This window comes from Diaphorobacter sp. JS3051, assembly GCF_015832135.1.
Taxonomy (GTDB): Bacteria; Pseudomonadota; Gammaproteobacteria; order Burkholderiales; family Burkholderiaceae_C; genus Diaphorobacter; species Diaphorobacter nitroreducens.
The window spans coordinates 3,028,502-3,054,270 of the sequence record NZ_CP065406.1; the positions used below are offsets into that span (position 1 = coordinate 3,028,502).

Sequence of the window (25,769 nt, forward strand, 5' to 3'; positions counted from 1 at the left end):
GGCCGCCGGCGGGTGCCCCGCGGGCGGCGTGCTTGCTTACCAGCGGTTGCGCAGGCGGTCGTAGGCGTAGTTGCCGAATTCGCGGTGCGCGGCCGGAGTGATGTACACCTTGTCGGCGAACAGGAAGCGGTCCGGGTTGGCGTTGGGCAGCAGCGTGGCGGTGGTGCACAGCGCGGAGTTCACCTCGCCCGCGCCGATGCCGATGCCCGGGCCTGCGTCCACCGACGTGCACACGGGTGTGCTGCTGTCGGTGAAGCCGTACCCGCCGGGCGATCCCTCGAACAGGTTCACGTAGTAGGCCACGTCCACGTAGAGCACGGTCTTGCCCATGTCCACGATGTTGACCAGCAGGTCGTCATTGAAGCGGCGGCTGGCGCTGCTGATGAGGCTTTCCTTCTTGATGGCCTTGGCCCAGGGTGTGCGGCTCAGGTCGTAGGTGCCGGTCATCAGGATGTGCTTGGCGCCCGCGTCCGACAGGCGGCGCACTTGCGCGGCCAGCTCCTGGCCTGCCTTGCCCGCAGCCTCCACGTACTGCTCTTCGGTGAGCGTTCCGGCCTGCACCGCGGCCATGCCGGCGATGATGTCGCTCGCGCCGGCGCTCAGCATCACCAGATCAGTGTCGGCAAACTTGTTGGCAGCCAGGAACTGGTCGATCTGCTGCGTGACCGTGGGGGTGGCGGCGTTGCCTGCGGCGTCGGGGGTGGCCGTCACGCGGGCATTGCCCTGCGCGTAGCTCAAGCCGCCTGCCGACACGGGCTTCAAGGTGCCGCCGTAGTTGGAGGAGATGCGCAGCATCCAGTTGTTGATGCTGCCGTCGTTGATCGTGTAGCTGGAGCCCTTCTGGCCCACGTCGGCCAGGCCGTCGCCGAAGGCGATGAAGCGCTGGGGCGAGATTGCCGATTCAGTGCTGCTGGAACCGCAGGCCGCGAGCAGCGCGGCCGATGCACAGGCGGCGGCCACAAGAGTGCGGCGCATCCAATTTGCTGCCATGTATTTCTCCGATTGAAGTGGGCGAGAGTGTAACGAGGGTGCGGACAAGGCTTGTAGCTTGATGTAGGCGCGTCAGCCCGCGGCCGCGGCGCGCTGCAGGCGGTCGCGCACGCCTTCCCATGCGGGCGCGTCGGGCGGCGTTTCGATCCAGATCAGCTTCACCCCGGCCTCGTCGAAGCCGCGCAGCGCGGCGAACAGCTGCTGCGCGGTGGCGGCGGCGTCATCGGGCATGCGCCGCACAAGGATCTTCGACGACGCCGCGCGCAGCGGCGCGCGTGCATACACGGCGATGTGGGCCGCGTCCGCCCCCAGCACATCCAGTCCGGCCTGCAGCTGTTTGGCGTCCATCAGGCGCACGCGCGCCGTTGGGGCGTAATGGGCTAAAAGTGTGCCTGAAGCCCGCGGGGTCAGTGCTGGAAGCTCTTCTTTCGATAGCGGCCGTTGGCCGCAGGCGCGCTGCACGTCCTCGCGCGAGATGGCGCCGGGGCGCAGCAGCACGGGCACGCCGCGCGTGCAGTCGATGATGGTGGACTCGATGCCGACGGTGCAGGCGCCGCCGTCCAGCACCAGCAGGTCGTCGCCGAATTCCTCGGCCACATGCTGCGCGGTGGTCGGGCTCACGCGGCCGAAATGGTTGGCGCTGGGCGCGGCCACGCCCCACACGGGGGGCTCCAGCCGCTGGCAGGCTTGCAGCACCGCATGGGCCACGGGGTGCGCGGGGCAGCGCAGGCCCACGCTGTCCTGCCCGCCTGTGGAGGCCACGGCGGCGTGGGGCAGGCGCGGCAGGATGAGCGTGAGCGGGCCGGGCCAGAAGGCGTCGATGAGTTGCTGCGCGAACAGCGGCACTTCCTTGGCGTAGCGGGTGATGGCCGCGGCGTCGGCCACGTGCACGATCAGCGGGTGGCTGGCAGGGCGTCCCTTGGCGGCAAAGATCTGCGCCACGGCCGCGTCGTTGTCGGCGTCGGCCGCCAGGCCGTACACCGTCTCGGTGGGCAGGCCCAGCAGTTCGCCGCGCGCCAGGGCCTGCGCGGCGGCCTGCACCGAGGCGTCCAGGCGTCCATCCAGAATCATGCGGGCCCCGTTCAGAACGGCGCGATGCCGAGGATGGCGGCCGCCTTGAGCGCCGTGGCGCGCACCGCCTCGGGCGTGGTGCCGGTGATGTTCAGGTGGCCCATCTTGCGGCCGCGCTTGGCCTCCACCTTGCCGTACAGGTGCAGGTGGCAGCCCGGCAGGGCCAGCACCGCATCCCACGCGGGGGCAGTCGGCGCCACGGGCTGGTCCCCCGTGAACCACAGGTCGCCCAGCAGATTGAGCATGATGGCGGGGCTGTGCAGGCGCGGCTGGACCAGCGGCAGGCCGGTCATGCAGCGCACCTGCAGCTCGAACTGCGAGACGTCGCACGCGTTCTGGCTGTAGTGGCCGCTGTTGTGCGGGCGCGGGGCGATCTCGTTGACCACCAACGTGCCGTCCTGCAGCACGAAGAACTCCACGCACAGCACGCCCACGTAGTTCAGACCGTCTGCTACTGATTTTGCAGCTGCCAGCGCTTGACTGGTCTGCGCTGGAGGCATATTTCCTTCGTAGACCTCGGTCACGGCCAGGATGCCGTCCCGGTGCAGGTTGCGCTGCACGGGCAGGTGCACCACGGTGCCGTCACGCCCGCGCGCGACGATGACGGAGCACTCGTGCGCCAGCGGCAGCATCTTTTCCAGCACGCAGGGCACGCGGCCCAGTTGCTCCCAGGCGCCGGCCAACTCGGCGGGCGTGGCCACGCGCACCTGGCCCTTGCCGTCGTAGCCCATGCGGGCGGTTTTCAGAATGCCCGGCAGCAGATCAGCGGGAACGGCGGCGAGCTGCGCGGCGGTTTCGATCACTGCATGCGGCGCCACCGGCACGCCGCACTGCACGAAGTGCGCCTTTTCGCGCGCGCGGTCCTGGGCGATGGCCACGGCGCTGCCGGCGGGCGACACCGGCAGGCTGCGCGCCAGGGTGTCCAGCGCGGCGGCGGGCACGTTTTCAAACTCGGTGGTCACGGCGTCGCAGGCGCGGGCCAGCGTGGCCAGGCCCTGCGGGTCTTCGTAGCCGGTGCGGATGTGGTGGTGGCTCACCAGGCCGGCGGGGCTGGCCGCGTCCTCGTCCAGCACCGCGGTGAAGTAGCCCATGGCCTGGGCCGCGTGTACGAACATGCGCCCCAGCTGCCCGCCGCCCAGCACGCCCAGCGTGGCGCCGGGCAGGATCACGGTCTGGCGCTCGTTCATGCGGACACCGGCGGCAGCGTCATGGCGCGCGCGGCGGCGGTCTGCTCGGCGCGGAAGGCGTCCAGCTGCTCGCGCAGCGCCGGGTTCTCGCCCGCCAGCAGCGCCACGGCGAACAGCGCCGCGTTGGCCGCGCCGGCCGCGCCAATGGCGAACGTGGCCACGGGCACGCCCTTGGGCATCTGCACGATGGAGTGCAGCGAGTCCACACCCTGCAGGTGGCGGCTGGCGACCGGCACGCCCAGCACCGGCACGGTGGTCTTGGCGGCGATCATGCCGGGCAGGTGCGCGGCGCCGCCGGCGCCCGCGATGATGGCCTTCAGGCCCCGGCCGGCCGCGGCCTCGGCATAGCGGAACATGTCGTCGGGCATGCGGTGGGCGGAGACCACCTGCGCCTCGTGCGCGATGCCGAATTGCTGGAGGATGGCAACTGCGTGCTGCATGGTCTCCCAGTCGCTGCTGGAGCCCATGACCACGCCGATCTGGATGGGGTTCATGTGGGGGTGCGCGCGGTGCGCTCGCCGGGGGTGAAGCCCGCGATTTTACTTTTTGTGCGCGCGCCCGGGGGTCAATGCGCCAGCAGGGCGGCGCTGGCGCCCAGCGTGATCGAGCGGACGGGCACGCGCGCGTCGCGCGGAATCTCGCCGGACAGCTGCAGCGCCAGGTAGCGCGTGCAGCACACGCGCAGGAACGAGGTGAAGTTGTCCACCGCGCCGTGCTCGGCCACCAGCTCGTCGTACAGCTTGGTGCACAGCTGGGCCAGGCTGTAGCCGTCGCGCGCGGCGATCTCCTGCAGCACCTGCCAGAACAGGTTCTCCAGCCGGATGCTCGTGGCCACCCCGTGCAGCCGCACGGAGCGGGCGCGGTAGGCGTAGAGCTGTGGGTCGGCGCTGATGAAGACCTGGCACACGGCGGAACTCCTTCGGGCGTGGGGACGGCGGGCCATGGTGCGGCCCGCCGCCGGCGCCGTCAAGTCAGGAGTTAGGTGCTTTCAAAGTGATAGTGATAGCTGCTTGCGCTTGATGGGTGAGCGCTGCAGCCCTTTTTGCCTTCAGAGCGTGATGCGCGTGCCCAGCAGCGCCAGGAACTGTGCGATCCACGCGGGATGCGCGGGCCACGCGGGCGCGCTGACCAGGTTGCCCTCGGTGTGCGCCTGGTCCACGGGGATGTCGGCGTAACGGCCGCCGGCCAGTTCCACTTCGGCGCGGCAGGCGGGGTAGGCCGAGCAGGTGCGGCCCTTGAGCACGCCGGCACCCGCGAGGAGCTGGGCGCCGTGGCACACGGCGGCCACAGGCTTGCCCGCCTCGAAGAAATGGCGCACGGCGGCGCACACGGCAGCGTCGTTGCGCAGGTACTCGGGGCCGCGCCCGCCGGGGATCACCAGCGCGTCGTAGCTTTGCGCCTGGACGTCCGCGAACGTGGCGTTCAGGGTGAAGTTGTGGCCGGGTTTCTCGCTGTAGGTCTGTGCGCCTTCGAAGTCGTGGATGGCCGTCTTGATGTGGTCGCCCGCTTTCTTGCCCGGGCAGACCGCATGCACCGTGTGGCCCACGGCCTGCAGCGCCTGGAACGGCACCATGGTCTCGTAGTCCTCGCAGTAGTCGCCGCAGATCATCAGAATCTTCTTGCCTGCCATGGGGGTCTCCTTTGCTGTGGGTGGCTGGGGTACAGACCATTGTGGGCAGCCTGCAGGTGCGGCAGGTATTAACCCGCTACTACAAGGGGCCCTGCGGGCTTGTACCTGTGGCGCGCGAAATTGCCGCAGAATCCCCATCACCATTGACCGGCGCCGTGCGCCGCACTACCGGGACCGCTACACATGATCGACGTCACCCTAGAGAATTTTGAAACCGAGGTGGTTGCCGCCTCGATGCAAGTGCCCGTGCTGGTGGACTTCTGGGCACCCTGGTGCGGCCCCTGCAAGACGCTGGGCCCGGTGCTGGAGAAGCTGGAGGTGGAATACGCTGGCCGCTTCACCCTGGCCAAGATCGACTCTGACCAGGAGCAACAACTGGCTGCCATGTTCGGCATCCGCAGCATCCCCACCTGCGTGCTGATGGTGAATGGCCAGCCCGTGGATGGCTTCATGGGCGCCCAAACCGAGAGCCAACTGCGCGCCTTCCTGGACAAGCATGTGCCCAGCGCCGAGGAGCTGCAGGCCGAGGAGCAGGAAGAGGAAGCCCTGGATGCGCTCGCCGAGGGCGATACCGAGGGTGCACTGGAAAAGCTGCAGCACGCCGTCGCCACCGACCCGGCCAACGACGACGCGCGCTTTGACTACGTCAAGCTGCTGCTGCAGCTGGGCCGCGAAGACGACGCCAAGGTGGCCTTCGCGCCGGTCATCGCCAAGGCCGAGGTCTCGCGCCGCCTGGGGGCGCTCAAGGCGTGGATGGATGCTCTTGATTTCGTAGCTTCTAGCGCTTATGGGGCGGGCGCTGGAGCCGAATTTGATGCAAAGATTGCGGCCAACAAGCGCGACTTCGAGACGCGCTTTGCACGCGCACGCTGGCTCATGGCCCAGCAGCGCTGGCAGGAGGCCATGGACGAGCTGCTGGAAATTCTCATGCGCGACAAGGCCTGGAACGACGATGCCGCGCGCAAGGCCTACGTGGCCGTGCTGGAGATCATCGAGCCCCCGAAGGTCAAGGTGGCCGACGGGCAGATCCCGCCCGAGGACCCGGTGGTGGCCAGCTACCGGCGGCGCTTGTCCAGCGTGGTGCTGAGCTGACCCACGCCGGAGGCGGGCGCGCGGTGGCGGGACTGCAGCCGTTGCACGCAGCCGGGCGGACGGCGCTGCTGCTGGCCGCCGCGTGGCTTGCCGGCTGCGCCACGGCCCCGGGCCCCGATGCGCAGATCTCCGGCACCGTGATCTCGCGCGAGCGGCTTTACGTGCCGCCCGACGCGCTGTTCGAGGCAGCGCTCGTGGACGTGACGCGCGAGGGCCATCCGCCGCGGGTGCTGGGCCGCCAGCGCATCGACCCGGCCGGCCCGCTGCCCTACATGCTGCGCATTCCCTACCGCCAGGTGGACGTCCACGCCCAAGGCCGCTACGAGGTGCGCGCAGCGGTCACGCAGCAGGGGCGCCTGCTGCTGGACACACCCCGCGTGCACCCGGTGCTGATCGATCCGGCCTTCCGCCATGTGGACGTCATCCTGGCGCGCGTGCCAGCGCTGCAAGCCACGGCGGCCGCATCCGTGCCGCTGCGCCAGACCTATTGGAAACTCGTGGAGGTGGTGGACGATGCGCCGGTGGACGCGCCGGCCGAGGGGCAGGCCGCGGCCCATCTGATGCTGCAGCGCGATGCGGGGCGTGTGAGCGGTTCGGGAGGGTGCAACCGTTTCGTGGGGCAGTACGTGCAAGAGGGCGGGCAACTGCGGCTGTCCCGCATGAGCGCGTCCCTGCGCCTGTGCCTTGCGGGCGGCGGATCGGAGCCGGCCTTCTTCGAGCGCCTGGGCGCGGTGGCGTATTACCGGCAGCAAGGCCGGACGCTGGAGCTGCGCGGCGAGGACGGCACGCCCCTGCTGCGCTTCGTGGCCGAGGAATGGGGCGCGCCGCGGCCCGAGGACGACGAGCCACCCATGCAACCCCAGTGAGTGCGCTGCGACCCATGCCGCGGCGTTCGCCGTGGTTGATGCGGGTGCATGAAGGAAATTGGCCTCTAGTGTGGTGTCTCAAAAGTAATCATCAAATAATGGTACTCGCTGCCCGCGCCACAGATGCCAAGATGGTGTCCGCACTTTTATGCCACACGAACGGCTTGGGATCCTCGTTGTGACGATCAATGTATTCCCGTATGGATTGCTCCAGCTGAGCAACGCTGGTGTGGGCGCTGCGCTTGATCCACTGCTCGCTGATCTGGCTAAAGAAACGCTCGACCAGATTGAGCCAGGACGCTGAGGTGGGCGTGAAGTGAACGTGGTAGCGAGGATGGGCTGCTAGCCAGGCCCGCACTGCCTGCGTCTTGTGCGTGCCGTAGTTGTCCATGATCAGGTGGATGTCTTGTTCGCCAGGCACCGCTGCATCGATGGCTTTGAGGAACTGCAGGAATTCCACACTGCGGTGACGGCGCTTGAGCTGTCCTATGACTTTGCCAGTGGCCACATCCAGCGCTGCAAACAGCGACGTTGTGCCATGGCGCTTGTAATCGTGCGTGCGCGTGCTGGGTTTGCCAAACGTCAGTGGTAACCCTGGTTGGGTGCGATCCAGAGCCTGGATCTGGCTCTTCTCGTCCACGCACAGCACCAAGGCGCGATCGGGTGGTGCCATATACAGCCCCACCACATCCCGTACCTTGTCCACGAAATGGGGATCCGTCGATAGCTTGAAGGTTTCTTGCAGGTGCGGCTTCAGCCCAAAGGCATGCCAGATGCGCTGCACCGTCGCGGGCGATACGCCAGCGTGCCGACTCATCTGGCGCACGCTCCAGTGCGTGGCGTTGTCAGGCTTGCTCTGGCGAACCTTGTCCACAATGAGCTGAACCTGCTCGTCGCCCACACTGCGCGGGCGGCCAGCGCGCGGGGCATCGGTCAAACCCGCCAGACGATACGCCCGGTAGCGCCGCCGCCACTTGGAGACAGTTTGCACCGTCGTGCCCAAGCGTTGGGCAATCATGGTGCCCGACTCCCCATCTGCGCAGCCCAGCACGATTCGCATGCGCAGCTTCTCGTCCTCGGGCGCTTTGCGTACGCGCAGTCGCGCATGCAGCTCTGCGCGCTCGGCATCGGTGATCTGCAGCTTCGTGGCGGGGCGTCCAGGGTGGGCCATCAGCGTAGTCTCCTATAAGGAAGCTGATTCGACCAACACCGGTCAAAATAGTTCTATCTATTTTTGAGACACCACACTAGGGCCTGTTCACACTATTTTTGCCAGTGCGAATGGCGTGAAAACCGCGCCAATCTAGGCGCGTGACGACGCCAAGGCCGGGGCCTTGGCTAGTGTAGTGTTTGATTCTTAATGAAACTTAATTGAGCAACCACGCTCCAATGCTCTACTACGGTTTGCATTGGAGTGAAAAATTGCGAGTTGCCCCGACGATTGTGTTGACGGATGAAGAGGAAAGCGAGCTGAGCCGGCTGGCGCGCTCCAAGCGCACCAGCGTCAGATTGGCCCAGCGCGCCCAGATCGTGCTGCTGGCCGCGCAGGGGCTGCAAAACAAGGATATTGCCGAGCAGCTTGGCATTGGGCGCGTGCAGGTGGCGCGCTGGCGTGAACGCTACCTGCAATTGGGGCTGCAAGGTATCGAGCGCGACTTGCCGCGCGGCGCACCGCCGGTGAAGGTGGATGTGGCCAAGCTTGTGAAGCTAACCACACAGACCAAGCCCGAGGCGGCCACGCACTGGAGCACGCGCACGATGGCCGCTGAGTTGGGCGTCAGCGCCAGCACCGTGATGCGCCATTGGCAGGCCCACGGTCTCAAGCCTCACATCGTGCGCGGCTTCAAGGTCTCGCGCGATCCGCAGTTCGTGCAAAAGCTCGAAGACATCGTGGGGCTTTACATGTCGCCGCCCGAGCATGCGCTGGTGCTGTGCTGCGACGAAAAGAGCCAGGTGCAGGCGCTGGACCGAACGCAGCCCGGGCTGCCGCTCAAGAAGGGGCGCGCGGCCACCATGACGCACGACTACAAGCGCAACGGCACAACCACCTTGTTCGCTGCGCTCAACGTGCTCAACGGTCAGGTCATCGGCCAGTGCCAGCAGCGCCACACCCACATCGAGTGGCTGAAGTTCCTGCGTCAAATCAATCGGGAGACGCCCAAGGACAAGACGCTGCATCTGATCGCCGACAACTACGCCACGCACAAGCATCCAGCTGTGCAGGAGTGGCTGGCCAAGCACCCCAGATTCAACATGCACTTCACGCCGACCTCGGCATCGTGGCTGAACATGGTCGAGCGCTTCTTTCGCGACATCTCCGAGAACCGGCTACGCCGCGGGGTGTTCACCAGCGTGCCCGAACTCGTCTCGGCCATCGATGAGTACATCGCGCATCACAACACCAACCCCAAGCCGTTCATCTGGACCAAGAACGCTCGCGACATCCTGCAAAAGGTCATCCGCGCCAATAGCCGATTAAGTTCCAAACAGAATGCAACACTACACTAGGAGGGCAACGACGCGTGGCGCGGTTTTCACTCCGTTCCCTCCGGGTTGCGATCAAAAAGGGCCATTCGCGGCGTTGCCAAGCCTCGCTGGGGTAGCACCCCAGCTTCGTTTGGCGCCTTGCGCCTGGCCCTTTTTGATCGCAACGCATCTGGCAAAAATAGTGTGAACAGGCCCTAGCGCTTGGTGGGTGAGCGCCAGCCGCTACAAAAACAGAAGTTCTGATGCGTGCATCGCGGCAGGCGCGGCATTTGCGCGACCGTGTTTTTTACAAACCGAGATGATAATGATTCCCATTTGTTGAAACCAAGGGAATTGTCGTCCATGAACCCCCATCCCCTCCGCCCCGTCGTGCGCTCCATCGCACTCATGACGTTGATCGTGCAGCCGCCCTTGATGGGCGCCGCATGGGCCCAGGCGAGTGCGCCCGTCGAGCCTACGCTGAAGGAGGTGACGATTGTCCAGCAGCGCGAGGACCGGGTGAGCAGCGGGGCGACCGGGCTGGATCTGGACATCAAGGAAACGCCGCAATCCATCAGCATCGTGACCACCGAGCAAATGCGCGATTTCGGCACCAGCAATCTCAACGAAGCGCTGCGCCTGAGCACCGGCATCATCGTCGACGAGTGGGAGACCAACCGCACCACGTTCACCGCGCGCGGCTTTGACATCGCCAACACGCAGATCGACGGCGTCGGCCTGCCCAATGATTGGGGCATCGTCACCGGCGCCATGGATTCCTTCGGCTACGAAAAGATCGAAGTCATCCGCGGCGCCAACGGGCTGCTGACCGGCGTGGGCAATGCGGCGGGCACGATCAACTTCGTGCGCAAGCGTCCCACCAACAAGGAGCAGGGCTCATTGGGTCTGAGCTATGGGTCCTGGGGGACCACGCGCGTCGAGGCGGACTACTCGCGGCCGCTCACCGCCGATCGCCGCTGGGCGGGCCGGGTCGTGGCGGCACGCGAGGAGGGCGGCTCGCACCTGCGCAGTTTCGACCGCGAGCGCACGTTCCTCTATGGCGTTGTGGATGGGCAGGTGGGCGACAACGGCCTGTTGACGTTGGGCCTGTCCCATCAGCAGTCCGACTCCACGGGCAACATGTGGGGCGCCCTGACCTTCATGAATGCCGATGGCACCCAGAACGCATGGGGCCGCAACGCATCCACGACGCAGGACTGGACCCGCTGGGACACCACGACCAAGACGGCCTTCGTGGAATACGCCCACCAGATCGGCATGGACTGGCAGCTCAAGCTGGCCTACAACTACCGCGCCATCGACAACGACAGCAAGCTCTTTTACGCGTTTCCCTCGGGCTCCAGTCTGGTCGGCTATGCGTGGGGCGGCAAAGACACGATGGACGCGCATCTGGCCACCGCCACCGTCAACGGCCGCTTCGAGATGCTGGGACGGCAGCACGAGGCGCTGTTCGGTGTGAGCTGGGCCAAGAGCGAGTACACGGGTAATGGATACGCCGGGTCGGACTGCGGCGCCAGTGCCTGCAGCGCCATCGCGCTGCCGGGCTTTCCGTACCCCGGCAACCTTGTTCCCGAGCCGCAGTGGGGCCCATTGGCCCTCGAAAGCACGCTGAACCAGAAACTGCAGCGCGCATTTGGCACCATGCGGTTCGCGCTGACGGATCGGCTCAAGGCGGTGGTGGGAGTCAACCACGCGCAATACAGCCGCGACGGAACGAGCTATGGCGTGGCCTCCGACCTTTCACGCAGCAAGACCAGCCCCTATGCCGGGCTGACGTTCGAGTTCACGCCCAGCGTGCTGGGCTACGTGAGCTACTCTGACCTGTATTTCCCGCAGAGCCAGGCCGATGCGAACGACCGCTATCTCGACCCTAGCAAGGGCACCAACTACGAGGCGGGCCTGAAAGCCGACTGGCTGGACAAGCGCCTGCTGACCTCGGTCGCGGTGTTCCAGGCCAAGCAGTCGGGCCTGGCCACGCCCACGGGCACCTATAACCAGAATGGCCAGGCGGTCTACGCGCCCGAAGACGTGAAGTCCACCGGCGTGGAGCTGGAAGCCGTGGGCCGGCTCAACAACCATATCGACCTGACAGCCGGCTATACCACCCTGAAGCTGACCGGCCCGGATGGCGGCGACACCTACGCCTGGGTACCGCGCCATACGGCCAATCTCGCGCTCAAGGCGCGTCTACCGAGCCTTCCCGCGCTGTCCTTTGGCACCAGCGCACGGTGGCAAAGCAAAATCTCCAACATGGAGGCCAGCGGCTTCACCGTGCGCCAGGGCAGCTATGCCGTGCTCAACGCCTTCGTTGCATGGCAGCTGCAGCCCAAGACGACGCTGCGCTTCAATGTGAACAACATCACCGACGAGAAGTACATCAACACCCTGCGCTACGCGGGCTACTACGGCGCGCCGCGCAGCTACCAGCTCTCGCTGAACCACCAGTTCTGAGCAAGCGTTGGCGATCCCCGGCCGATCCCCGGCCAGGGGCGTCGCGCAAGCAATCAGGCGGTCAGGCGCTCCAGCGCTTCGCGGTATTTGGCGGCGGTCTTTTCCACCACCTCGCGCGGCAGGCGCGGCGCGGGGGCGGTCTTGTTCCAGGGCTTGCCGCCCACCTGGGCCTGCTCCAGCCAGTCGCGCACGAACTGCTTGTCGTAGCTGGGAGGGTTCTCACCCTTGGCCAGGGCCTCGGCATAGCCCTCCACGGGCCAGTAGCGCGAGCTGTCGGGCGTGAGCACCTCGTCCATCAGCACCAGCGTGCCGTCGGGCGCCAGGCCGAACTCGAACTTGGTGTCGGCAATGATCATGCCCTTTTCCAGCGCGATGGCGGCGGCGGCCTCGTACAGCTGGATGGAGATGTCCCGGATCCTGGTGGCCAGATCCAGGCCCACGATCTCCACGGTGCGCTCAAAGCTGATGTTCTCGTCGTGCTCGCCCATGGCGGCCTTGGCGGCGGGCGTGTAGATGGTCTGTGGCAGCTTGGCGGCATTGGTCAGGCCGTCTGGCAGCGGCACGCCGCAGACGGAGCGCGATTCCTGGTACTCCTTCCAGCCACTGCCGGCCAGGTAGCCGCGCACCACGGCTTCGATGGGGATGGGCTTGAGGCGCTGCACCAGCATGGAGCGGCCCCGCACCTGGGGGGCCTCCGCGGGCGTGACCACGCTCTCGGGCGCCTCGCCCGTGAGGTGGTTGGGCACGATGTGTCCCAGTTTGCCGAACCAGAACAGCGCCATCTGGGTGAGCAACTCGCCCTTGCCGGGAATGGGCTCGCCCATGATCACGTCAAAGGCCGAGAGGCGGTCGCTGGCCACCATCAGGATGCGGTCGTCACCCACGGCGTAGTTGTCGCGCACCTTGCCGCGTGCCAGGAGCGGCAGCGAGGTCAGGGCGGAGGTGTGCAGTGCAGAGGTGCTGGGCTGGGTCATGGCGGTCGTACGGAAGGCGCTCGCGCAATGCAGGCGCGCGGTGGACGTTGGGGCAAGACGCCCCGCCGGTGGCGAGGTCGAAGGAAGGGATTTTAGCGACGCGGCCCCCGTGCGGGCGCCGTGCACCCGCCACAAGGCACGCGGGTTGGAGAGGCTGGAGCCCCAGGTCGGCGCTGGAGGCAACCCAACGATTGTGATGCGTTTCGGTCGGTTTGACACCTTCCTGTCATATCCCTTGCGCCATGCGCGGGAACGATTGATTTGCGCTGGCGGCGGGCGCATAGTGAACCCAGGCCTGAATGCATTCACGTTCGCAGACCGCCCCGCACCGGCAAGGGGCGGTGTTTTTCAACTGTGAGTCACAGGAGACTTGTCTATGAACTTGACGATCAGCGGCCATCACCTTGAAGTGACCCCCGCCTTGCGCAGCTATGTGACGTCCAAGTTGGACCGCATTACCCGCCACTTCGATCAGGTGGTGGATGTCAAGGTGCTACTGACCGTGGAGAAGCAGAAGGAAAAGGAAAAGCGCCAGCGCGCTGAATGCACCGTGCATGTGAAAGGAAATGACCTGTTCGTGGAAAGCACCCATTTCGACCTGTATGCCGCCGTGGACGAATTGATGGACAAGCTCGACCGCATGGTCGTGCGCCACAAGGACCGTCTGCAGGACCACCAAGCCGGCCTACGCCGCGCCACCATTCAGGCAGCAGCTGCCGCCACTGCTTGAACCGTCGCTTGACGGCCTGTGTACCGCCGGAACGCGCCGGCGGTGCCGCAACCGCCCAGCCAGGGCGGTTTTTTGTTGCCAGTGGATACACTCTCAGGGTTTCCGCTAGGCGTGCATAATCGTCGCTCAGACCATGAATCGACTTGCTTCCATACTGCCTCCCGCACAAGTGCTCGTGAGCGTCGATGCCACCAGCAAAAAACGTGCCTTTGAGGAGGCGGGCCTGTTGTTCGAAAGCCAGCACGGTTTGTCGCGGGCCTTGATCACCGACAGCCTGTTTGCGCGCGAACGCCTGGGTTCGACCGGGTTGGGCCATGGCGTGGCCATTCCCCATGGCCGCATCAAGGGGCTGAAGTCGCCCATGGCGGCGGTGTTCCAACTGGCGCAGCCGATCGGCTTCGACGCGCCTGACGAGCAACCCGTATCGCTGCTGATTTTTCTGCTGGTGCCCGAGGCGGCCACGCAAAAGCACTTGGAAATCCTCTCGGAAATCGCCGAACTGCTGAGCGACGGCGCCTTGCGCGAACGCCTCAAGACCCATACCGACGCGGCCAGCCTGCATGCGCTGATCGCGGGCTGGCAGTCCGCCCAGGGCGCCTGACGCCACCGCCATCGCGCCGCCGTGAAACCCAACGTCGTCAGCGCGGATGTGCTCTTCGAGGAGTTCCGCAACCTCCTGAAATGGGAGTGGGTGGCGGGCCTGGGCGCGTCCGAGCGGCGCTTTGCCGAGGTGGCGGTGCGTGCCGCCCGCTCGGGTGCGGACCTGGTGGGTTACCTGAACTACATCCATCCCTACCGTGCGCAGGTCCTGGGCGAGCGCGAGATTGCCTATCTGACCAACGCCACGCCGGAGGACTGCAAGCGCCGCATCGCGCGCATCGTCACGCTGGAGCCCCCCGTGCTTGTGCTGGCCGACGGCCAGGCCGCGCCGGACGAGGTGGTGTCCATGTGCGAACGCGCGCAGATCCCCATGTTTTCCACCCAGGAGTCCGCGGCCTTCGTGATCGATGTGCTGCGCGCCTACCTGTCCAAGCACTTTGCCGATCGCACCACCATGCATGGCGTGTTCATGGACATCCTGGGCCTGGGCGTGCTCATCACGGGCGAGTCGGGCCTGGGCAAGAGCGAGCTGGGGCTGGAGCTGATCACGCGCGGCAATGGCCTGGTGGCCGACGACGCGGTGGACCTGTACCGCATCAACCAGACCACCATCGAGGGCAAGTGCCCCGAGTTGCTGCAGAACCTGCTGGAGGTGCGCGGCATCGGTCTGCTGGACATTCGCGCCATCTTCGGCGAAACGGCAGTGCGCCGGCGCATGCGGCTGAAGCTCATCGTGCACCTGGTGCGCAAGGAGACGCTGGAACGCGACTACGAGCGCCTTCCCTACGAGCCGCTCACGCAGGACGTACTGGGCGTGCCGGTGCTCAAGGTGGTGATTCAGGTGGTGGCGGGCCGCAACATCGCGGTGCTGGTGGAAGCGGCTGTGCGCAACACCATCCTGCAACTGCGCGGCATCGATACCTATCAGGAGTTCGTGGAGCGCCACCGGCGCGCCATGGAGCGGGGCGGCGCCTCCTGAGGGCGCCGGGCGCTTATTTTTTTGCGCAATTAGCGCACTGGCCGTAGAGCGCCATGGCGTGGTCGTGCACCACCCAGCCCTTGGCCTGGGCGATCAGGTTCTGGCGCTTTTCGATCTCGGGGTCGTAGAACTCCTCGACCTTGCCGCAGGCGGTGCAGACGAAGTGGTCGTGGTGCTGGCCCTCGTTCAGTTCGTAAACGGCCTTGCCGCTCTCGAAATTGCTGCGGATCAAAATGCCGGCCTGTTCGAACTGCGTGAGCACGCGGTACACGGTGGCCAGCCCGATGTCCGAGCGCTCGTCCAGCAGCACGCGGAATACGTCTTCGGCCGTCATGTGGCGCTGGGCGCCCTTCTGGAAGATCTCCAGGATCTTCAGCCGGGGCAGCGTGGCTTTGAGGCCGGTGCTTTTGAGTTCGTCGATGTTCGTCATGACAAGGTCTTTCGTGTGCCAGGGCGAAACCATGGATACCGGCGGCTTGCGCGCAAGGCCCAGAAGATCCAGCCGCTACAATGGGCCGGATCATATCCCCTATGCATAAACCCATGTTTGCACCCGCCCGTTGGGGCGCCCGCTGGGGCGCCATTGTGTTGATTGGTGCCGGGATGGCCGGCTGCGCGGGCACCGGCAGTCGCCTGGCCGGCATGGTCACGCCCTACAAGGTGGACGTGGTGCAGGGCAACTTCATCTCGCGCGAGCAGGTGCAGATGTTGCAGCCTGGCATGGGCCGCCAGCAGGTGCGTGAGATCCTGGGCACACCCCTCATGGTGAGCGTGTTCCACTCCGACCGCTGGGAATACGTCTTCACCCTCAAGCGCCCCGATTTCGAGGTGCAGACGCGCAAGCTCACCGTGTTCTTCAAGGACAACGTGATGGAGCGTGTCGAAGGCGACGAGATGCCCACCGAGGCCGAGTTCGTGGCCTCGCTCTCCACCAAGGTGTCCAAGCCCAAGGTGCCGCAGCTTGAGGCCACCGAGGCGCAGCTCGCGCGCTTTCCCAAGGCGGAGCCGGCCGCCGAGCCGGCCGCCGCGCCCGCTCTGCCACCCGCCACGAGCTATCCGCCGCTGGAATCTCCGCGCCGTTGAAAGCGGCCGGTGCGCTCGCTGCAGCGTGTCGCGCTGGACGCAGCAGAACCGCCCCCTGTTTGGATTGCGAACTGACATGACCTCTTTCTCCTCCGCTCCCCGCCGCGTGGCCGTGGCCGGCGCTTCTGGCCGCATGGGCCGCATGCTCATCGAGGCGATTCAGGCGAGCGACGGCTGCGTGCTGGCCGGTGCGCTGGACCAGCCCGGCAACCCCGCCGTGGGCACGGACGCCGCTGCGTTTTTGGGGCGCGCGAGCGGTGTGGTCATCACCGCTGACCTGCGCGAGGGGCTCAAGGACACCGACGTGCTGATCGACTTCACGCGCCCCGAGGGCACGCTGGCCCACCTGGCCGTGTGCGCGGAACTCGGCGTGCAGATGGTCATCGGCACCACGGGCTTTTCCGATGCGCAGAAGGTGCAGATCGAAGCCGCCGCGCAGAAGGTGGGCGTCGTGTTCGCGCCCAACATGAGCGTGGGCGTGAACGTCACGCTCAAGCTGCTGCAGATGGCCGCGCAGGCGCTGCGCACGGGCTATGACATCGAGATCATCGAGGCGCACCACAAGCACAAGGTGGACGCCCCCTCGGGCACGGCGCTGAAGATGGGCGAAGTGATTGCCGAGGCGCAGGGCACCCGACTGGCCGACCGTGCCGTGTACGAGCGCTACGGCCACACGGGCGAGCGCAAGGCAGACACCATTGGCTTTGCCACCGTGCGCGGCGGCGACATCGTGGGCGACCACACGGTGCTGTTCGCCGGGACGGGTGAGCGGGTGGAGATCTCGCACAAGTCCAGCAGCCGCGCCGGCTACGCCCAGGGCAGCCTGCGCGCGGTGGGCTTCCTGGCCACGCAGCGCGCGGGCCTGTTCGACATGTTCGACGTGCTGAACCTCAAGTAACCTGCCCATGGACAGCCTGCACTGGTTGCGTCAGGGTGATGCGGTCACGCAGGCGTCGGCGCTGCTGCTGCTGGCCATGTCGGTTGCCAGCTGGGTGGTGATTTTCTGGAAGCTGCGCCTGATGCGGCGCGCCCATGTGGACGTGCCGCGCAGCACGGCCGCGTTCTGGCAGGCGCCGTCGCTGGCCGCGGCGGCCGAGCGGCTGCCCGCCTTTGACCGTGAAGGGCTGGTGCTGCCGCTGGTGCGTGCCGCGCAGCAGGTGGAGCAGGCCGGCGCGGGCACGCTGGCCGGGCAGGGCGGCCTGTCGCAGCGGCTCACGCGCGTGTTGCGCGATGCGCTGCATGGCGTGCTGGGCAAGCTGCAGTTCGGCCAGGTGCTGCTGGCCACCGTGGGCTCCACGGCGCCGTTCGTGGGGCTGCTGGGCACGGTGTGGGGCATCTACCATGCGCTCACGGCCATGGCCGGCGCGGGGCAGATCAGCATCGAGCGCGTCGCCGGCCCGGTGGGCGAAGCGCTCATCATGACGGCCGCGGGCCTCACGGTGGCGATTCCCGCTGTGCTGGCCTACAACTGGTTCGGGCGTGTCATCGGCCGCATCGAGGCGGACCTCGAAGGCTTTGCCAGCGACCTGCGCGAGCTGGTCATCGACACCAACGCCGCCGACTCGGGCCGGTAAACGCCATGGCATTCGGCCGACTGGAGCGCACCCCGGGCCCGCAGCCCATGAGCGAGATCAACGTCACACCGCTGGTGGACGTGATGCTGGTGCTGGTGGTGATCTTCATCCTGACCGCGCCGCTGTTGGCCAGCAGCATCCGGCTGGAGCTGCCGCGCGCCGAAGGCGCACAGCCGGGCACGCCTGCGCATGCCGTGATGCTGGTGGTGGACACCGCCGGCCAGGCCTACCTGGACGATGAGCCCCTGGGCGCCGATGCGCTGGCGCAGCGCCTGCGCCAGATCGCCGCCGAGGCGCCGGACACCGAGGTGCAACTGCGCGCCGATACCGCCGTGCCCTACGGCCGCGTGGTGGAGGTGATGGGGGCTGCCCATGCGGCGGGCCTGCAGCGCATTGGTTTCGTCACGCAGCCCACCGATGGGGCCGAGCAAGGCACTCAAAAATAGGAGCTGCTCGCGCTTGATGTGCGGGTGTTTGCGGTAGAAAAGGAGCTGAGAACGCCAGCTGGCAAGCGCTGGCAGCTCTTGTTTTTATGGCAATGCGGCCATGGCTGTTGGGGCGCCGGGGCGCAGTCCCGCGCGGATGTCGTTGCCCGTGGGGCTCTGGAACAGGTGCAGGCCGAACTCCGGCAGCACGGCGATCAGGTGGTCGAAGATGTCGCCCTGGATGGCTTCGTACTCCACCCAGGCGGTGGTGGCTGTGAAGCAGTACAGCTCCAGCGGCACCCCCTCGGCCGTGGGCTCCAGCGTGCGCACGATGAGCAGCATCTGCTGGTGGATGCGCGGGTGCGCGCGCACATAGGCCTCGCAGTAGGCGCGGAAGGTACCGATGTTGGTCAGGCGGCGCTGGTTGGCGGGCTCCAGCGCCTGTGCACCCAGCTGCGCCTGCAGGGCGGCGTTGGTCTGCTGCACGTCGCGCAGCTTGCCTTCCAGGTAGGGGCGCAGCAGCGCGATGCGCGACAGGCGCTCGATCTCCGCCTCGGTGAGAAAGCGGATCGAGTTCGTGTCCAGCCGCAACGCGCGGCGGATGCGCCGCCCGCCCGAGCTGAACATGCCGCGCCAGTTCTTGAAGCTCTCGCTCATCAGCCGCCAGGTGGGGATGGTGGTGATGGTCTTGTCCCAGTTCTGCACCTTCACGGTGTGCAGTGCGATGTCCACCACGAAGCCGTCCGCGCCCACCTGGGGCATCTCGATCCAGTCGCCCACGCGCAGCATGTCGTTGGACGACAGTTGCACGCCGGCAGTGAACGAGAGGATGGTGTCCTTGAACACCAGCATCAGCACCGCCGACATGGCGCCCAGGCCGGACAGCAGGATCAGCGGCGAGCGGTCTACCAGCGCCGCCACGATGACGATGGTGCCCACCAGCGCCAGCAGCAGCTTGCCCAGCTGCACATAGCTTTTGATCGAGCGCGTGGCCGTGGGCACGCCGTCCGGGGCCTGCTCATGCTCGTGCAGCACGGCGTCCAGCAGCGCGATCAGCGTCCGCACCAGCTGCAGCACGGTGAGCGCCACGGCCACGTTGCCGATCACTGCGGCCGCCACGGGGTGCACATGGGGCACGGCGCCGATGCCTGCCTGGATGACGAGCGACGGTGCCACATGCGCCAGACGCCGCAACACCTGGTCGTGCCAGAACACCCGCGCCCAGCGCGCGCCCAGGCGTTCGCGCAGGCGCGGCACGGTGTTCAGCAGCACGTATTGGGCGACGGACTGGAGGGCGAAGGCCAGCAGCACCAGGCCGCACAGGCCCAGGGCGGCCTGCAGCCAAGGATCCAGCTCGGCAATCAGCGGGGGCACGGACACAGGCAAGACAACTTTCCAGAAATGCAGGAAGCAGCCGGCCCAGGCGGGGCGGCCATGCAGGGGATGGGGGGATGAACGCCTAGAATTGGGCGCAGTACAGCCCATTGTGACCACTGCGCAGGTGCGCGGTTCTCCTTTTCCCAGCTTCCATGCAAGACAAATACAACCACACCGAGGTGGAGCGCGCCGCGCATGCCCACTGGAATGCCAACGACGCCTACCGCGTGACCGAGGACCAGGCCAAGCCCAAGTTCTACGCCTGCTCCATGCTGCCCTACCCCAGCGGCAAGCTGCACATGGGCCATGTGCGCAACTACACCATCAATGACATGCTCACGCGCAGCCTGCGCATGAAGGGCCACAACGTCCTCATGCCCATGGGCTGGGATGCCTTCGGCCTGCCGGCCGAGAACGCCGCCCTCAAGAACGGCGTTCCGCCCGCGCAGTGGACCTACGACAACATCGCCTACATGAAGAAGCAGATGCAGGCGATGGGGCTGGCCATCGACTGGAGCCGCGAGATCGCCACCTGCGACCCCGACTACTACAAGTGGAACCAGTGGCTGTTTTTGAAGATGCTGGACAAGGGCATCGCCTACCGCAAGACCCAGGTCGTGAATTGGGACCCGGTGGACCAGACCGTGCTGGCCAACGAGCAGGTGATCGACGGGCGCGGCTGGCGCACCGGCGCGCTGGTGGAAAAGCGCGAGATCCCCGGCTACTACCTGAAGATCACCGACTACGCGCAGGAGCTGCTGGACCATGTGCAGATCGGCAACGAGAAGGCCACGCTGACCGGCTGGCCCGACAAGGTGCGGCTGATGCAGGAGAACTGGATCGGCAAGTCGGCGGGCGTGCGCTTTGCGTTCCCGCACGACATCCGCAACGCCGCGGGCGAGCGGATCCAGGACGGCAAGCTGTACGTGTTCACCACGCGCGCCGACACCATCATGGGCGTGACGTTCTGCGCCGTCGCGCCCGAGCACCCGCTGGCCCAGCACGCCGCGGCGTCCAACGCCGCGCTGGCGGCCTTCATCGAGGAATGCAAGAAGGGCGGCACGACCGAGGCCGAGCTGGCCCTGAAGGAAAAAGAGGGCATGCCCACGGGCCTGTTCGTCACCCACCCGCTCACCGGCGAGCAGGTCGAGGTGTGGGTGGGCAACTACGTGCTCATGAGCTACGGCGACGGCGCCGTGATGGGCGTGCCCGCGCACGACGAGCGGGACTTTGCCTTCGCGCTCAAGTACCAGTTGCCCATCAAGCAAGTGGTGCTGGTGGACGGCGAGACCTTCGACTTCCACCAGTGGCAGGACTGGTACGGTGACAAGGAGCGCGGCGTCACCATCAATTCCGGCAACTTCAGCGGCCTGTCGTACCAGGACGCCGTGGCCGCCGTGGCCCATGCGCTGGCCGAGAAGGGCCTGGGCGAGCTCAAGACCACCTGGCGCCTGCGCGACTGGGGCATCAGCCGCCAGCGCTACTGGGGCACGCCGATCCCCATCATCCACTGCGAGAGCTGCGGCGCCGTGCCCGTGCCCGAGAAGGACCTGCCCGTGGTGCTGCCGCAGGACCTGGTGCCCGACGGCAGCGGCAACCCGCTGGCCAAGTGCGAGGCCTTCCTGAAGGTGGACTGCCCCTGCTGCGGCAAGCCCGCGCGCCGCGAGACCGACACCATGGACACCTTCGTGGACTCGTCCTGGTACTTCATGCGCTACTGCGACCCGAAGAACCGCGACGCCATGGTGGCGGGCGGCACCGACTACTGGATGCGCGACCAGAAGGTCGCCACCGGCGGCAGCGGCATGGACCAGTACATCGGCGGCATCGAACACGCCATCCTGCACCTGCTGTATGCGCGCTTCTGGACCAAGGTGATGCGTGACCTGGGGCTGGTGAAGGTGGACGAGCCCTTCACCAAGCTGCTCACGCAAGGCATGGTGCTGAACCACATCTACAGCCGCCGCACGGCCAAGGGCGCCAAGGACTACTTCTGGCCGCACGACGTGGAGCACGTCTACGACGAGGCCGGCAAGATCGTTGGCGCCAAGCTCAAGAACCCCGCCGAGAGCGGCGACGGCCTGCTGCCCGTGGGCACGCCCATCGACTACGAGGGCGTGGGCACGATGTCCAAGTCCAAGAACAACGGCGTGGACCCGCAGCAGCTCATCGAGAAGTACGGCGCCGACACCGCGCGCCTGTACACCATGTTCACCGCGCCGCCCGAGCTGACGCTGGAGTGGAACGACGCCGCCGTGGAAGGCAGCTACCGCTTCCTGCGCCGCGTGTGGAACTTCGGCGTGAAGCTGTCCGCCATCGACAAGGACGCGGCCCTGGCCAGCGTGGCGGGCGCCGCCAGCCTGAAGGACGTGCAGTTCGGCAAGGAAGCCAAGGCGCTGCGCCTGGAGATCCACACCGTGCTCAAGCAGGTGGACTACGACTACCAGCGCATGCAGTACAACACCGTGGTCTCCGGCGCCATGAAGATGATCAACGCGCTGGAGGACTTCAAGGCCACGGACAGCGCCGGCGCCCAGGTGGCGCTGATCGAGGGCTTCGGCATCCTGCTGCGCGTGCTGTACCCGGCCACGCCGCACATCGCCCATGTGCTGTGGGACGAGCTGGGCTACGCCGGCACCCTGGGCGACCTGCTGGACGCCGCCTGGCCCCAGGTGGACCCCGATGCCCTGGTGCAGGACGAGCTGGAGCTGATGCTGCAGGTCAACGGCAAGCTGCGCGGCGCGATCCGCGTGGCCGCCTCGGCCGACAAGGCTGCCATCGAGCAGGCGGCCCTGGCGAGCGAGGACTTCCAGAAGTTCGCCGAGGGCAAGGCGCCCAAGAAGGTCATCATCGTGCCCGGCCGCCTGGTCAACGTCGTCGTCTGAGAGCCCTCCCGCCATGCACAAGCGCACCCTGCTCACCGCCGCGGCCCTGGCGCCGCTGGCCGCCCTCACCGCCTGCGGCTTTCGCCTGCGCGGCGCGCCGCAGTTCGCCTTCCGGTCCCTGTACGTGCAGGCGCAGCCCGGCTCGCCGCTGGCACGCGAGCTGATCCGCACGCTGCAGGGGGCGGGCGGGGACCTCGTGGTGCTGACGGCGCCCGCGCAGCTGCCCCAGGCCGAGGCGATCCTGGACGTGCTGTCCGAGCAGCAGGAGCGCGTGGTGGTGGGCCTGAACGCCTCGGGCCAGGTGCGCGAGCTGCAGCTGCGCCAGCGCGTGCGCATCCGCCTGCGCGGCCAGCAAGGCCAGGAATGGATCGCCGACACCGAGCTGCTGCAACAGCGCGACATCAGCTACAACGAAACCGTCGCCCTTTCCAAGGAAGGCGAGGAGGCCATGCTGTTTCGCAACATGCGCACCGACCTCGTGCAGCAGCTGATGCGCCGCCTGGCGGCAGTGAAATCGCTGTAACGCTCCTTATTTGATAGCTGTTTGCGCTTGCTGCACGGGCGCTAGCGGCATATTTGTTACTAGAACAGGCCGCATGCAAATCGCTTTGAACCAGCTCGGTGCGCAGCTGCACAAAGGCCTGCGCCCGCTCTACACGCTGCACGGCGACGAGGCGCTGTTGCAGCAGGAGGCGCTGGACGCCATCCGCGCCGCGGCACGTGCGCAGGGCTATACCGAGCGCAGCAGCTTCACCGTGGCCGGCGCGCATTTCGACTGGAGTGGCGTGCTGGCCGCGGGCGGGTCGTTGAGCCTGTTCGCCGACAAGCAGATCGTGGAGATCCGCATCCCCTCGGGCAAGCCCGGCAAGGACGGCGCCGCCGCGCTGCAGCAGATGGCTGCCGCCGCGCCGGGCAACGACAGCACGCTCACCGTGGTGGTGCTGCCGCGCCTGGACAAGGCCACGCGCACGGGCGCGTGGTTCGCGGCGCTCGAAGCGCACGGCGCTACGGTGCAGATCGACCCCGTGGAGCGCGCCCAGCTGCCCGGCTGGATCGCCCAGCGCCTGGCCGCGCAAGGCCAGCGCGTGGTCGCGGGCGAAGAGGGGCAGCGCACGCTGCAGTTCTTCGCCGACCGGGTGGAGGGCAACCTGCTGGCCGCGCACCAGGAGATCCAGAAGCTCGCGCTGCTGCACCCCGAGGGGGAACTCACCTGGGCGCAGGTCGAAGCGGCCGTGCTCAACGTGGCGCGCTACGACGTGTTCAAGCTGTCCGAGGCGGTGCTCTCCGGCCAGGTGGCGCGCGTGCAGCGCATGCTGGACGGCCTGCAGGCCGAGGGCGAGGCCGAGGTGCTGGTGCACTGGGCGCTGGCCGAGGACATCCGCGCCCTCAAGCGCGTGAAAGACGCCATGAACGCCGGCAAGCCCCTGCCCATGGCCCTGCGCGAGAACCGCGTCTGGGGCGCGAAGGAGCGGTTGTTCGAGCGCCTGCTGCCCCAGGCCAGCGACGCCGCCCTGGCGCGGCTGCTGCAGTCCGCCCACACGGTGGACGGCATCGTCAAGGGCCTGAAGGCGCCCGACTGGCCACAGGACGGCTGGCAGGCGCTCTCGCGGCTGGCGCTGCAGATGTGCAAGCTGGCGCGCTGAGATCGCAAGGAAATATGGCTCTGGCGCTTATGGGATAAGCGCTAGCAGCTATTGATTCAGGAGTGTTGGGCGACCAGTGCCGCACGCGCCTTGTCCGCCCACTGCTGCAGCTGGTCCACCAGCGCCTGGTGGCTGAAGGAGCAGCTCTCCTCGGTGAACAGCGCACCGGCCTCCAGCCGGTCCAACAGCCCCAGCAGCACCTCGCCATAGCGCGGGGGCAGGGCGGCCAGCAGCACGGCGTGGCCGCGCGCGGCGGCGCTGAAGGCGTGGTTGCTGATGCGCTGCTCGCGCAGGGCGTGCAGGTCGGCCTGCAGGTTGTCGAGCTGGTGGGTGGCGAGTTCGGCGGTCATGGCGAGGGCACGGAGGGTGGCAAAGGCCTCAAGCGTAGCCGGAGTCCCCCGGCCAGCGTGGCGGCGGCGAACTGCGTCAGAATCACGCCCATGAACGCGCTGAACATCGCTGAATACACGCACACGCTTGGTTTGCAGGCAAAAACGGCCTCCGCCCAAATGGCGCGCGCGCCGGCAGCTATCAAAAACAAGGCATTGCTGGCCCTGGCGCGGCTGCTGCGCCAGAACGTGGACGCCCTGCAGGGGGACAATGCCCGCGACCTGGAGCGCGCGCGCGCCGCCGGCCTGGCCGAACCCATGGTGGACCGCCTCAAGCTGACCCCCAAGGTGCTGGAGACCTGTGCCCAGGGCTGCGAGCAGCTGGCGGCCATGCCGGACATCATTGGCGAGATCCAGGGCATGAAGCAGCAGCCCAGCGGCATCCGCGTGGGGCAGATGCGCGTGCCGATCGGCGTGTTCGGCATGATCTACGAGAGCCGGCCCAACGTGACCATCGAAGCCGCGAGCCTGTCCATCAAGAGCGGCAACGCCTGCATCCTGCGCGGCGGCTCCGAGGCCATCGACTCCAACAAGGCGCTGGCGCGCCTCGTGGCCCAGGCGCTGGCCGAGGCCGGCCTGCCCGAGCACGGCGTGCAACTGGTGCAGACCACCGACCGCGCCGCCGTGGGCCAGCTCATCGCCATGCCGCAATACGTGGACGTGATCATCCCGCGCGGCGGCAAGGGGCTGATCGAGCGCATCAGCGCCGAGGCCAAGGTGCCCGTGATCAAGCACCTGGACGGCAACTGCCACACCTATGTGGACGACCCCTGCGACATCGCCATGGCCGTGCAGGTGGCCGACAACGCCAAGACGCAGAAGTACAGCCCGTGCAACGCCAGCGAGGGCCTGCTGGTGGCGCGCGGCGTGGCAGCGCAATTCCTGCCGCAGATCGGCGCCGTCTACGCCGCCAAGGGCGTGGAGATGCGCGGCTGCCCCGAGGCGCTGGCCATATTGCGCGCCGTTCCGGGCGTGCAGCTGGCCGAGGCCACCGAGGCCGACTGGAGCGAGGAATACCTGGCCCCCATCATCAGCGTGAAGGTGGTGGCAGGCGTGGATGAGGCCATCGCGCACATCAACCGCTACGGCAGCCACCACACGGACGCGATCCTCACGCGCGACCACATGCACGCACAGCAGTTCCTGCGCGACGTGGATTCCGCCAGCGTGATGGTCAATGCCAGCACGCGCTTTGCCGACGGCTTCGAGTACGGGCTGGGAGCCGAGATCGGCATCAGCACCGACAAGTTCCACGCGCGCGGCCCGGTGGGCATCGAGGGCCTGACGTCGCTCAAGTGGGTGGTGTTGGGTGAGGGAGAGGTGCGGACTTGATGGG

Annotated in this window: 26 protein-coding genes; 15 read left to right on the plus strand and 11 right to left on the minus strand. The window is 67.1% G+C overall.

The genetic code is table 11. The features are described 5' to 3' along the window. Window positions 1-36: 36 nt before the first annotated feature. From I3K84_RS14455 to I3K84_RS14480, 6 genes are all read right to left on the minus strand, one after another. Window positions 37-990 (minus strand): SGNH/GDSL hydrolase family protein, encoded by a 954-nt coding sequence (locus tag I3K84_RS14455; RefSeq protein ID WP_196994848.1) that lies wholly within the window; start codon window positions 988-990, stop codon window positions 37-39. Window positions 991-1,062: 72 nt separating this feature from the next. Beyond that, a complete protein-coding gene (locus tag I3K84_RS14460) occupies window positions 1,063-2,061 on the minus strand; it encodes an L-threonylcarbamoyladenylate synthase (RefSeq protein WP_011807021.1) in 999 nt (332 codons plus the stop codon). A gap of 11 nt (window positions 2,062-2,072) precedes the next feature. After that, complete coding sequence (locus tag I3K84_RS14465) at window positions 2,073-3,248, minus strand: 5-(carboxyamino)imidazole ribonucleotide synthase (protein WP_196994849.1); 1,176 nt, start codon at window positions 3,246-3,248, stop codon at window positions 2,073-2,075. Continuing rightward, window positions 3,245-3,742, minus strand: coding sequence for a 5-(carboxyamino)imidazole ribonucleotide mutase (gene purE, locus I3K84_RS14470; protein WP_011807019.1), 498 nt, complete (start codon window positions 3,740-3,742; stop codon window positions 3,245-3,247). Before purE ends, I3K84_RS14465 begins: the two co-directional genes overlap by 4 nt. Before the next feature lie 71 nt (window positions 3,743-3,813). Further along, window positions 3,814-4,155 carry a ribbon-helix-helix domain-containing protein gene (locus I3K84_RS14475; RefSeq protein WP_103738466.1) on the minus strand — a complete coding sequence of 114 codons (342 nt, stop codon included), beginning with the start codon at window positions 4,153-4,155 and terminating at the stop codon, window positions 3,814-3,816. A 141-nt stretch (window positions 4,156-4,296) separates the two neighbouring features. After that, window positions 4,297-4,878, minus strand: coding sequence for a DJ-1/PfpI family protein (locus tag I3K84_RS14480; protein ID WP_047351538.1), 582 nt, complete (start codon window positions 4,876-4,878; stop codon window positions 4,297-4,299). A gap of 183 nt (window positions 4,879-5,061) precedes the next feature. On the opposite strand from I3K84_RS14480, the gene trxA reads away from it, so the two are divergent. Both trxA and I3K84_RS14490 read left to right on the plus strand, forming a co-directional pair. Beyond that, window positions 5,062-5,970, plus strand: coding sequence for a thioredoxin (trxA, locus tag I3K84_RS14485; protein WP_196994850.1), 909 nt, complete (start codon window positions 5,062-5,064; stop codon window positions 5,968-5,970). Between the two features lie 23 nt (window positions 5,971-5,993). Next, the gene (locus I3K84_RS14490; protein WP_196994851.1) at window positions 5,994-6,836 is read left to right on the plus strand and encodes an META domain-containing protein; all 843 of its coding nucleotides are present in this window, start codon (window positions 5,994-5,996) and stop codon (window positions 6,834-6,836) included. Between the two features lie 91 nt (window positions 6,837-6,927). Here the strand turns inward: I3K84_RS14490 and I3K84_RS14495 are convergent, their stop codons facing one another. After that, on the minus strand, window positions 6,928-8,007 hold the full coding sequence (locus I3K84_RS14495) for an IS630 family transposase (RefSeq protein WP_005801445.1): 1,080 nt from the start codon (window positions 8,005-8,007) through the stop codon (window positions 6,928-6,930). A 218-nt stretch (window positions 8,008-8,225) separates the two neighbouring features. On the opposite strand from I3K84_RS14495, the gene I3K84_RS14500 reads away from it, so the two are divergent. Next, window positions 8,226-9,344: an IS630 family transposase gene (locus tag I3K84_RS14500; protein ID WP_231403305.1), complete on the plus strand. Its 1,119-nt coding sequence runs from the start codon at window positions 8,226-8,228 to the stop codon at window positions 9,342-9,344. A 321-nt stretch (window positions 9,345-9,665) separates the two neighbouring features. Then, entirely contained in the window at window positions 9,666-11,774 is a 2,109-nt protein-coding gene (locus I3K84_RS14505; protein WP_196994852.1) for a TonB-dependent siderophore receptor, read from the plus strand. Window positions 11,775-11,827: 53 nt separating this feature from the next. Here I3K84_RS14505 and I3K84_RS14510 read toward each other — a convergent pair whose 3' ends face one another. Further along, window positions 11,828-12,748 carry a phosphoribosylaminoimidazolesuccinocarboxamide synthase gene (locus I3K84_RS14510; RefSeq protein WP_011807013.1) on the minus strand — a complete coding sequence of 307 codons (921 nt, stop codon included), beginning with the start codon at window positions 12,746-12,748 and terminating at the stop codon, window positions 11,828-11,830. A gap of 376 nt (window positions 12,749-13,124) precedes the next feature. Between I3K84_RS14510 and hpf the strand changes: the two genes are divergently transcribed. The 3 genes from hpf to hprK all read left to right on the plus strand — a co-directional run bounded on the left by hpf (window position 13,125) and on the right by hprK (window position 15,057). After that, a complete protein-coding gene (gene hpf, locus I3K84_RS14515; RefSeq protein WP_011807012.1) occupies window positions 13,125-13,478 on the plus strand; it encodes a ribosome hibernation-promoting factor, HPF/YfiA family in 354 nt (117 codons plus the stop codon). Between the two features lie 133 nt (window positions 13,479-13,611). Then, complete coding sequence (locus I3K84_RS14520; RefSeq protein ID WP_011807011.1) at window positions 13,612-14,079, plus strand: PTS sugar transporter subunit IIA; 468 nt, start codon at window positions 13,612-13,614, stop codon at window positions 14,077-14,079. A 21-nt stretch (window positions 14,080-14,100) separates the two neighbouring features. Further along, window positions 14,101-15,057 carry an HPr(Ser) kinase/phosphatase gene (gene hprK / locus I3K84_RS14525; protein ID WP_011807010.1) on the plus strand — a complete coding sequence of 319 codons (957 nt, stop codon included), beginning with the start codon at window positions 14,101-14,103 and terminating at the stop codon, window positions 15,055-15,057. A gap of 13 nt (window positions 15,058-15,070) precedes the next feature. Here hprK and fur read toward each other — a convergent pair whose 3' ends face one another. Beyond that, on the minus strand, window positions 15,071-15,487 hold the full coding sequence (gene fur, locus I3K84_RS14530) for a ferric iron uptake transcriptional regulator (protein WP_015914510.1): 417 nt from the start codon (window positions 15,485-15,487) through the stop codon (window positions 15,071-15,073). A gap of 113 nt (window positions 15,488-15,600) precedes the next feature. On the opposite strand from fur, the gene I3K84_RS14535 reads away from it, so the two are divergent. The 4 genes from I3K84_RS14535 to I3K84_RS14550 all read left to right on the plus strand — a co-directional run bounded on the left by I3K84_RS14535 (window position 15,601) and on the right by I3K84_RS14550 (window position 18,160). After that, on the plus strand, window positions 15,601-16,140 hold the full coding sequence (locus I3K84_RS14535) for an outer membrane protein assembly factor BamE (RefSeq protein ID WP_370567745.1): 540 nt from the start codon (window positions 15,601-15,603) through the stop codon (window positions 16,138-16,140). Window positions 16,141-16,216: 76 nt separating this feature from the next. Next, window positions 16,217-17,038 (plus strand): 4-hydroxy-tetrahydrodipicolinate reductase, encoded by an 822-nt coding sequence (gene dapB / locus I3K84_RS14540; protein ID WP_196994853.1) that lies wholly within the window; start codon window positions 16,217-16,219, stop codon window positions 17,036-17,038. A 7-nt stretch (window positions 17,039-17,045) separates the two neighbouring features. Beyond that, entirely contained in the window at window positions 17,046-17,714 is a 669-nt protein-coding gene (locus tag I3K84_RS14545; RefSeq protein WP_196994854.1) for a MotA/TolQ/ExbB proton channel family protein, read from the plus strand. A gap of 5 nt (window positions 17,715-17,719) precedes the next feature. Next, complete coding sequence (locus I3K84_RS14550) at window positions 17,720-18,160, plus strand: biopolymer transporter ExbD (RefSeq protein ID WP_196994855.1); 441 nt, start codon at window positions 17,720-17,722, stop codon at window positions 18,158-18,160. Window positions 18,161-18,244: 84 nt separating this feature from the next. Here I3K84_RS14550 and I3K84_RS14555 read toward each other — a convergent pair whose 3' ends face one another. Further along, window positions 18,245-19,525, minus strand: coding sequence for a mechanosensitive ion channel family protein (locus I3K84_RS14555; RefSeq protein ID WP_172208821.1), 1,281 nt, complete (start codon window positions 19,523-19,525; stop codon window positions 18,245-18,247). A gap of 143 nt (window positions 19,526-19,668) precedes the next feature. Between I3K84_RS14555 and leuS the strand changes: the two genes are divergently transcribed. From leuS to holA, 3 genes are all read left to right on the plus strand, one after another. Beyond that, window positions 19,669-22,401 (plus strand): leucine--tRNA ligase, encoded by a 2,733-nt coding sequence (gene leuS / locus I3K84_RS14560; protein ID WP_196994856.1) that lies wholly within the window; start codon window positions 19,669-19,671, stop codon window positions 22,399-22,401. Window positions 22,402-22,414: 13 nt separating this feature from the next. Continuing rightward, complete coding sequence (gene lptE / locus I3K84_RS14565) at window positions 22,415-22,924, plus strand: LPS assembly lipoprotein LptE (RefSeq protein ID WP_011807002.1); 510 nt, start codon at window positions 22,415-22,417, stop codon at window positions 22,922-22,924. Between the two features lie 73 nt (window positions 22,925-22,997). Next, window positions 22,998-24,044, plus strand: coding sequence for a DNA polymerase III subunit delta (gene holA / locus I3K84_RS14570; RefSeq protein ID WP_011807001.1), 1,047 nt, complete (start codon window positions 22,998-23,000; stop codon window positions 24,042-24,044). Between the two features lie 56 nt (window positions 24,045-24,100). On the opposite strand, the gene I3K84_RS14575 is transcribed toward holA, so the two are convergent. Continuing rightward, window positions 24,101-24,394: a hypothetical protein gene (locus I3K84_RS14575; RefSeq protein WP_011807000.1), complete on the minus strand. Its 294-nt coding sequence runs from the start codon at window positions 24,392-24,394 to the stop codon at window positions 24,101-24,103. 90 nt (window positions 24,395-24,484) lie between these two features. Between I3K84_RS14575 and I3K84_RS14580 the strand changes: the two genes are divergently transcribed. After that, the gene (locus tag I3K84_RS14580; protein ID WP_011806999.1) at window positions 24,485-25,765 is read left to right on the plus strand and encodes a glutamate-5-semialdehyde dehydrogenase; all 1,281 of its coding nucleotides are present in this window, start codon (window positions 24,485-24,487) and stop codon (window positions 25,763-25,765) included. The last annotated feature ends 4 nt before the right edge of the window (window positions 25,766-25,769 follow it).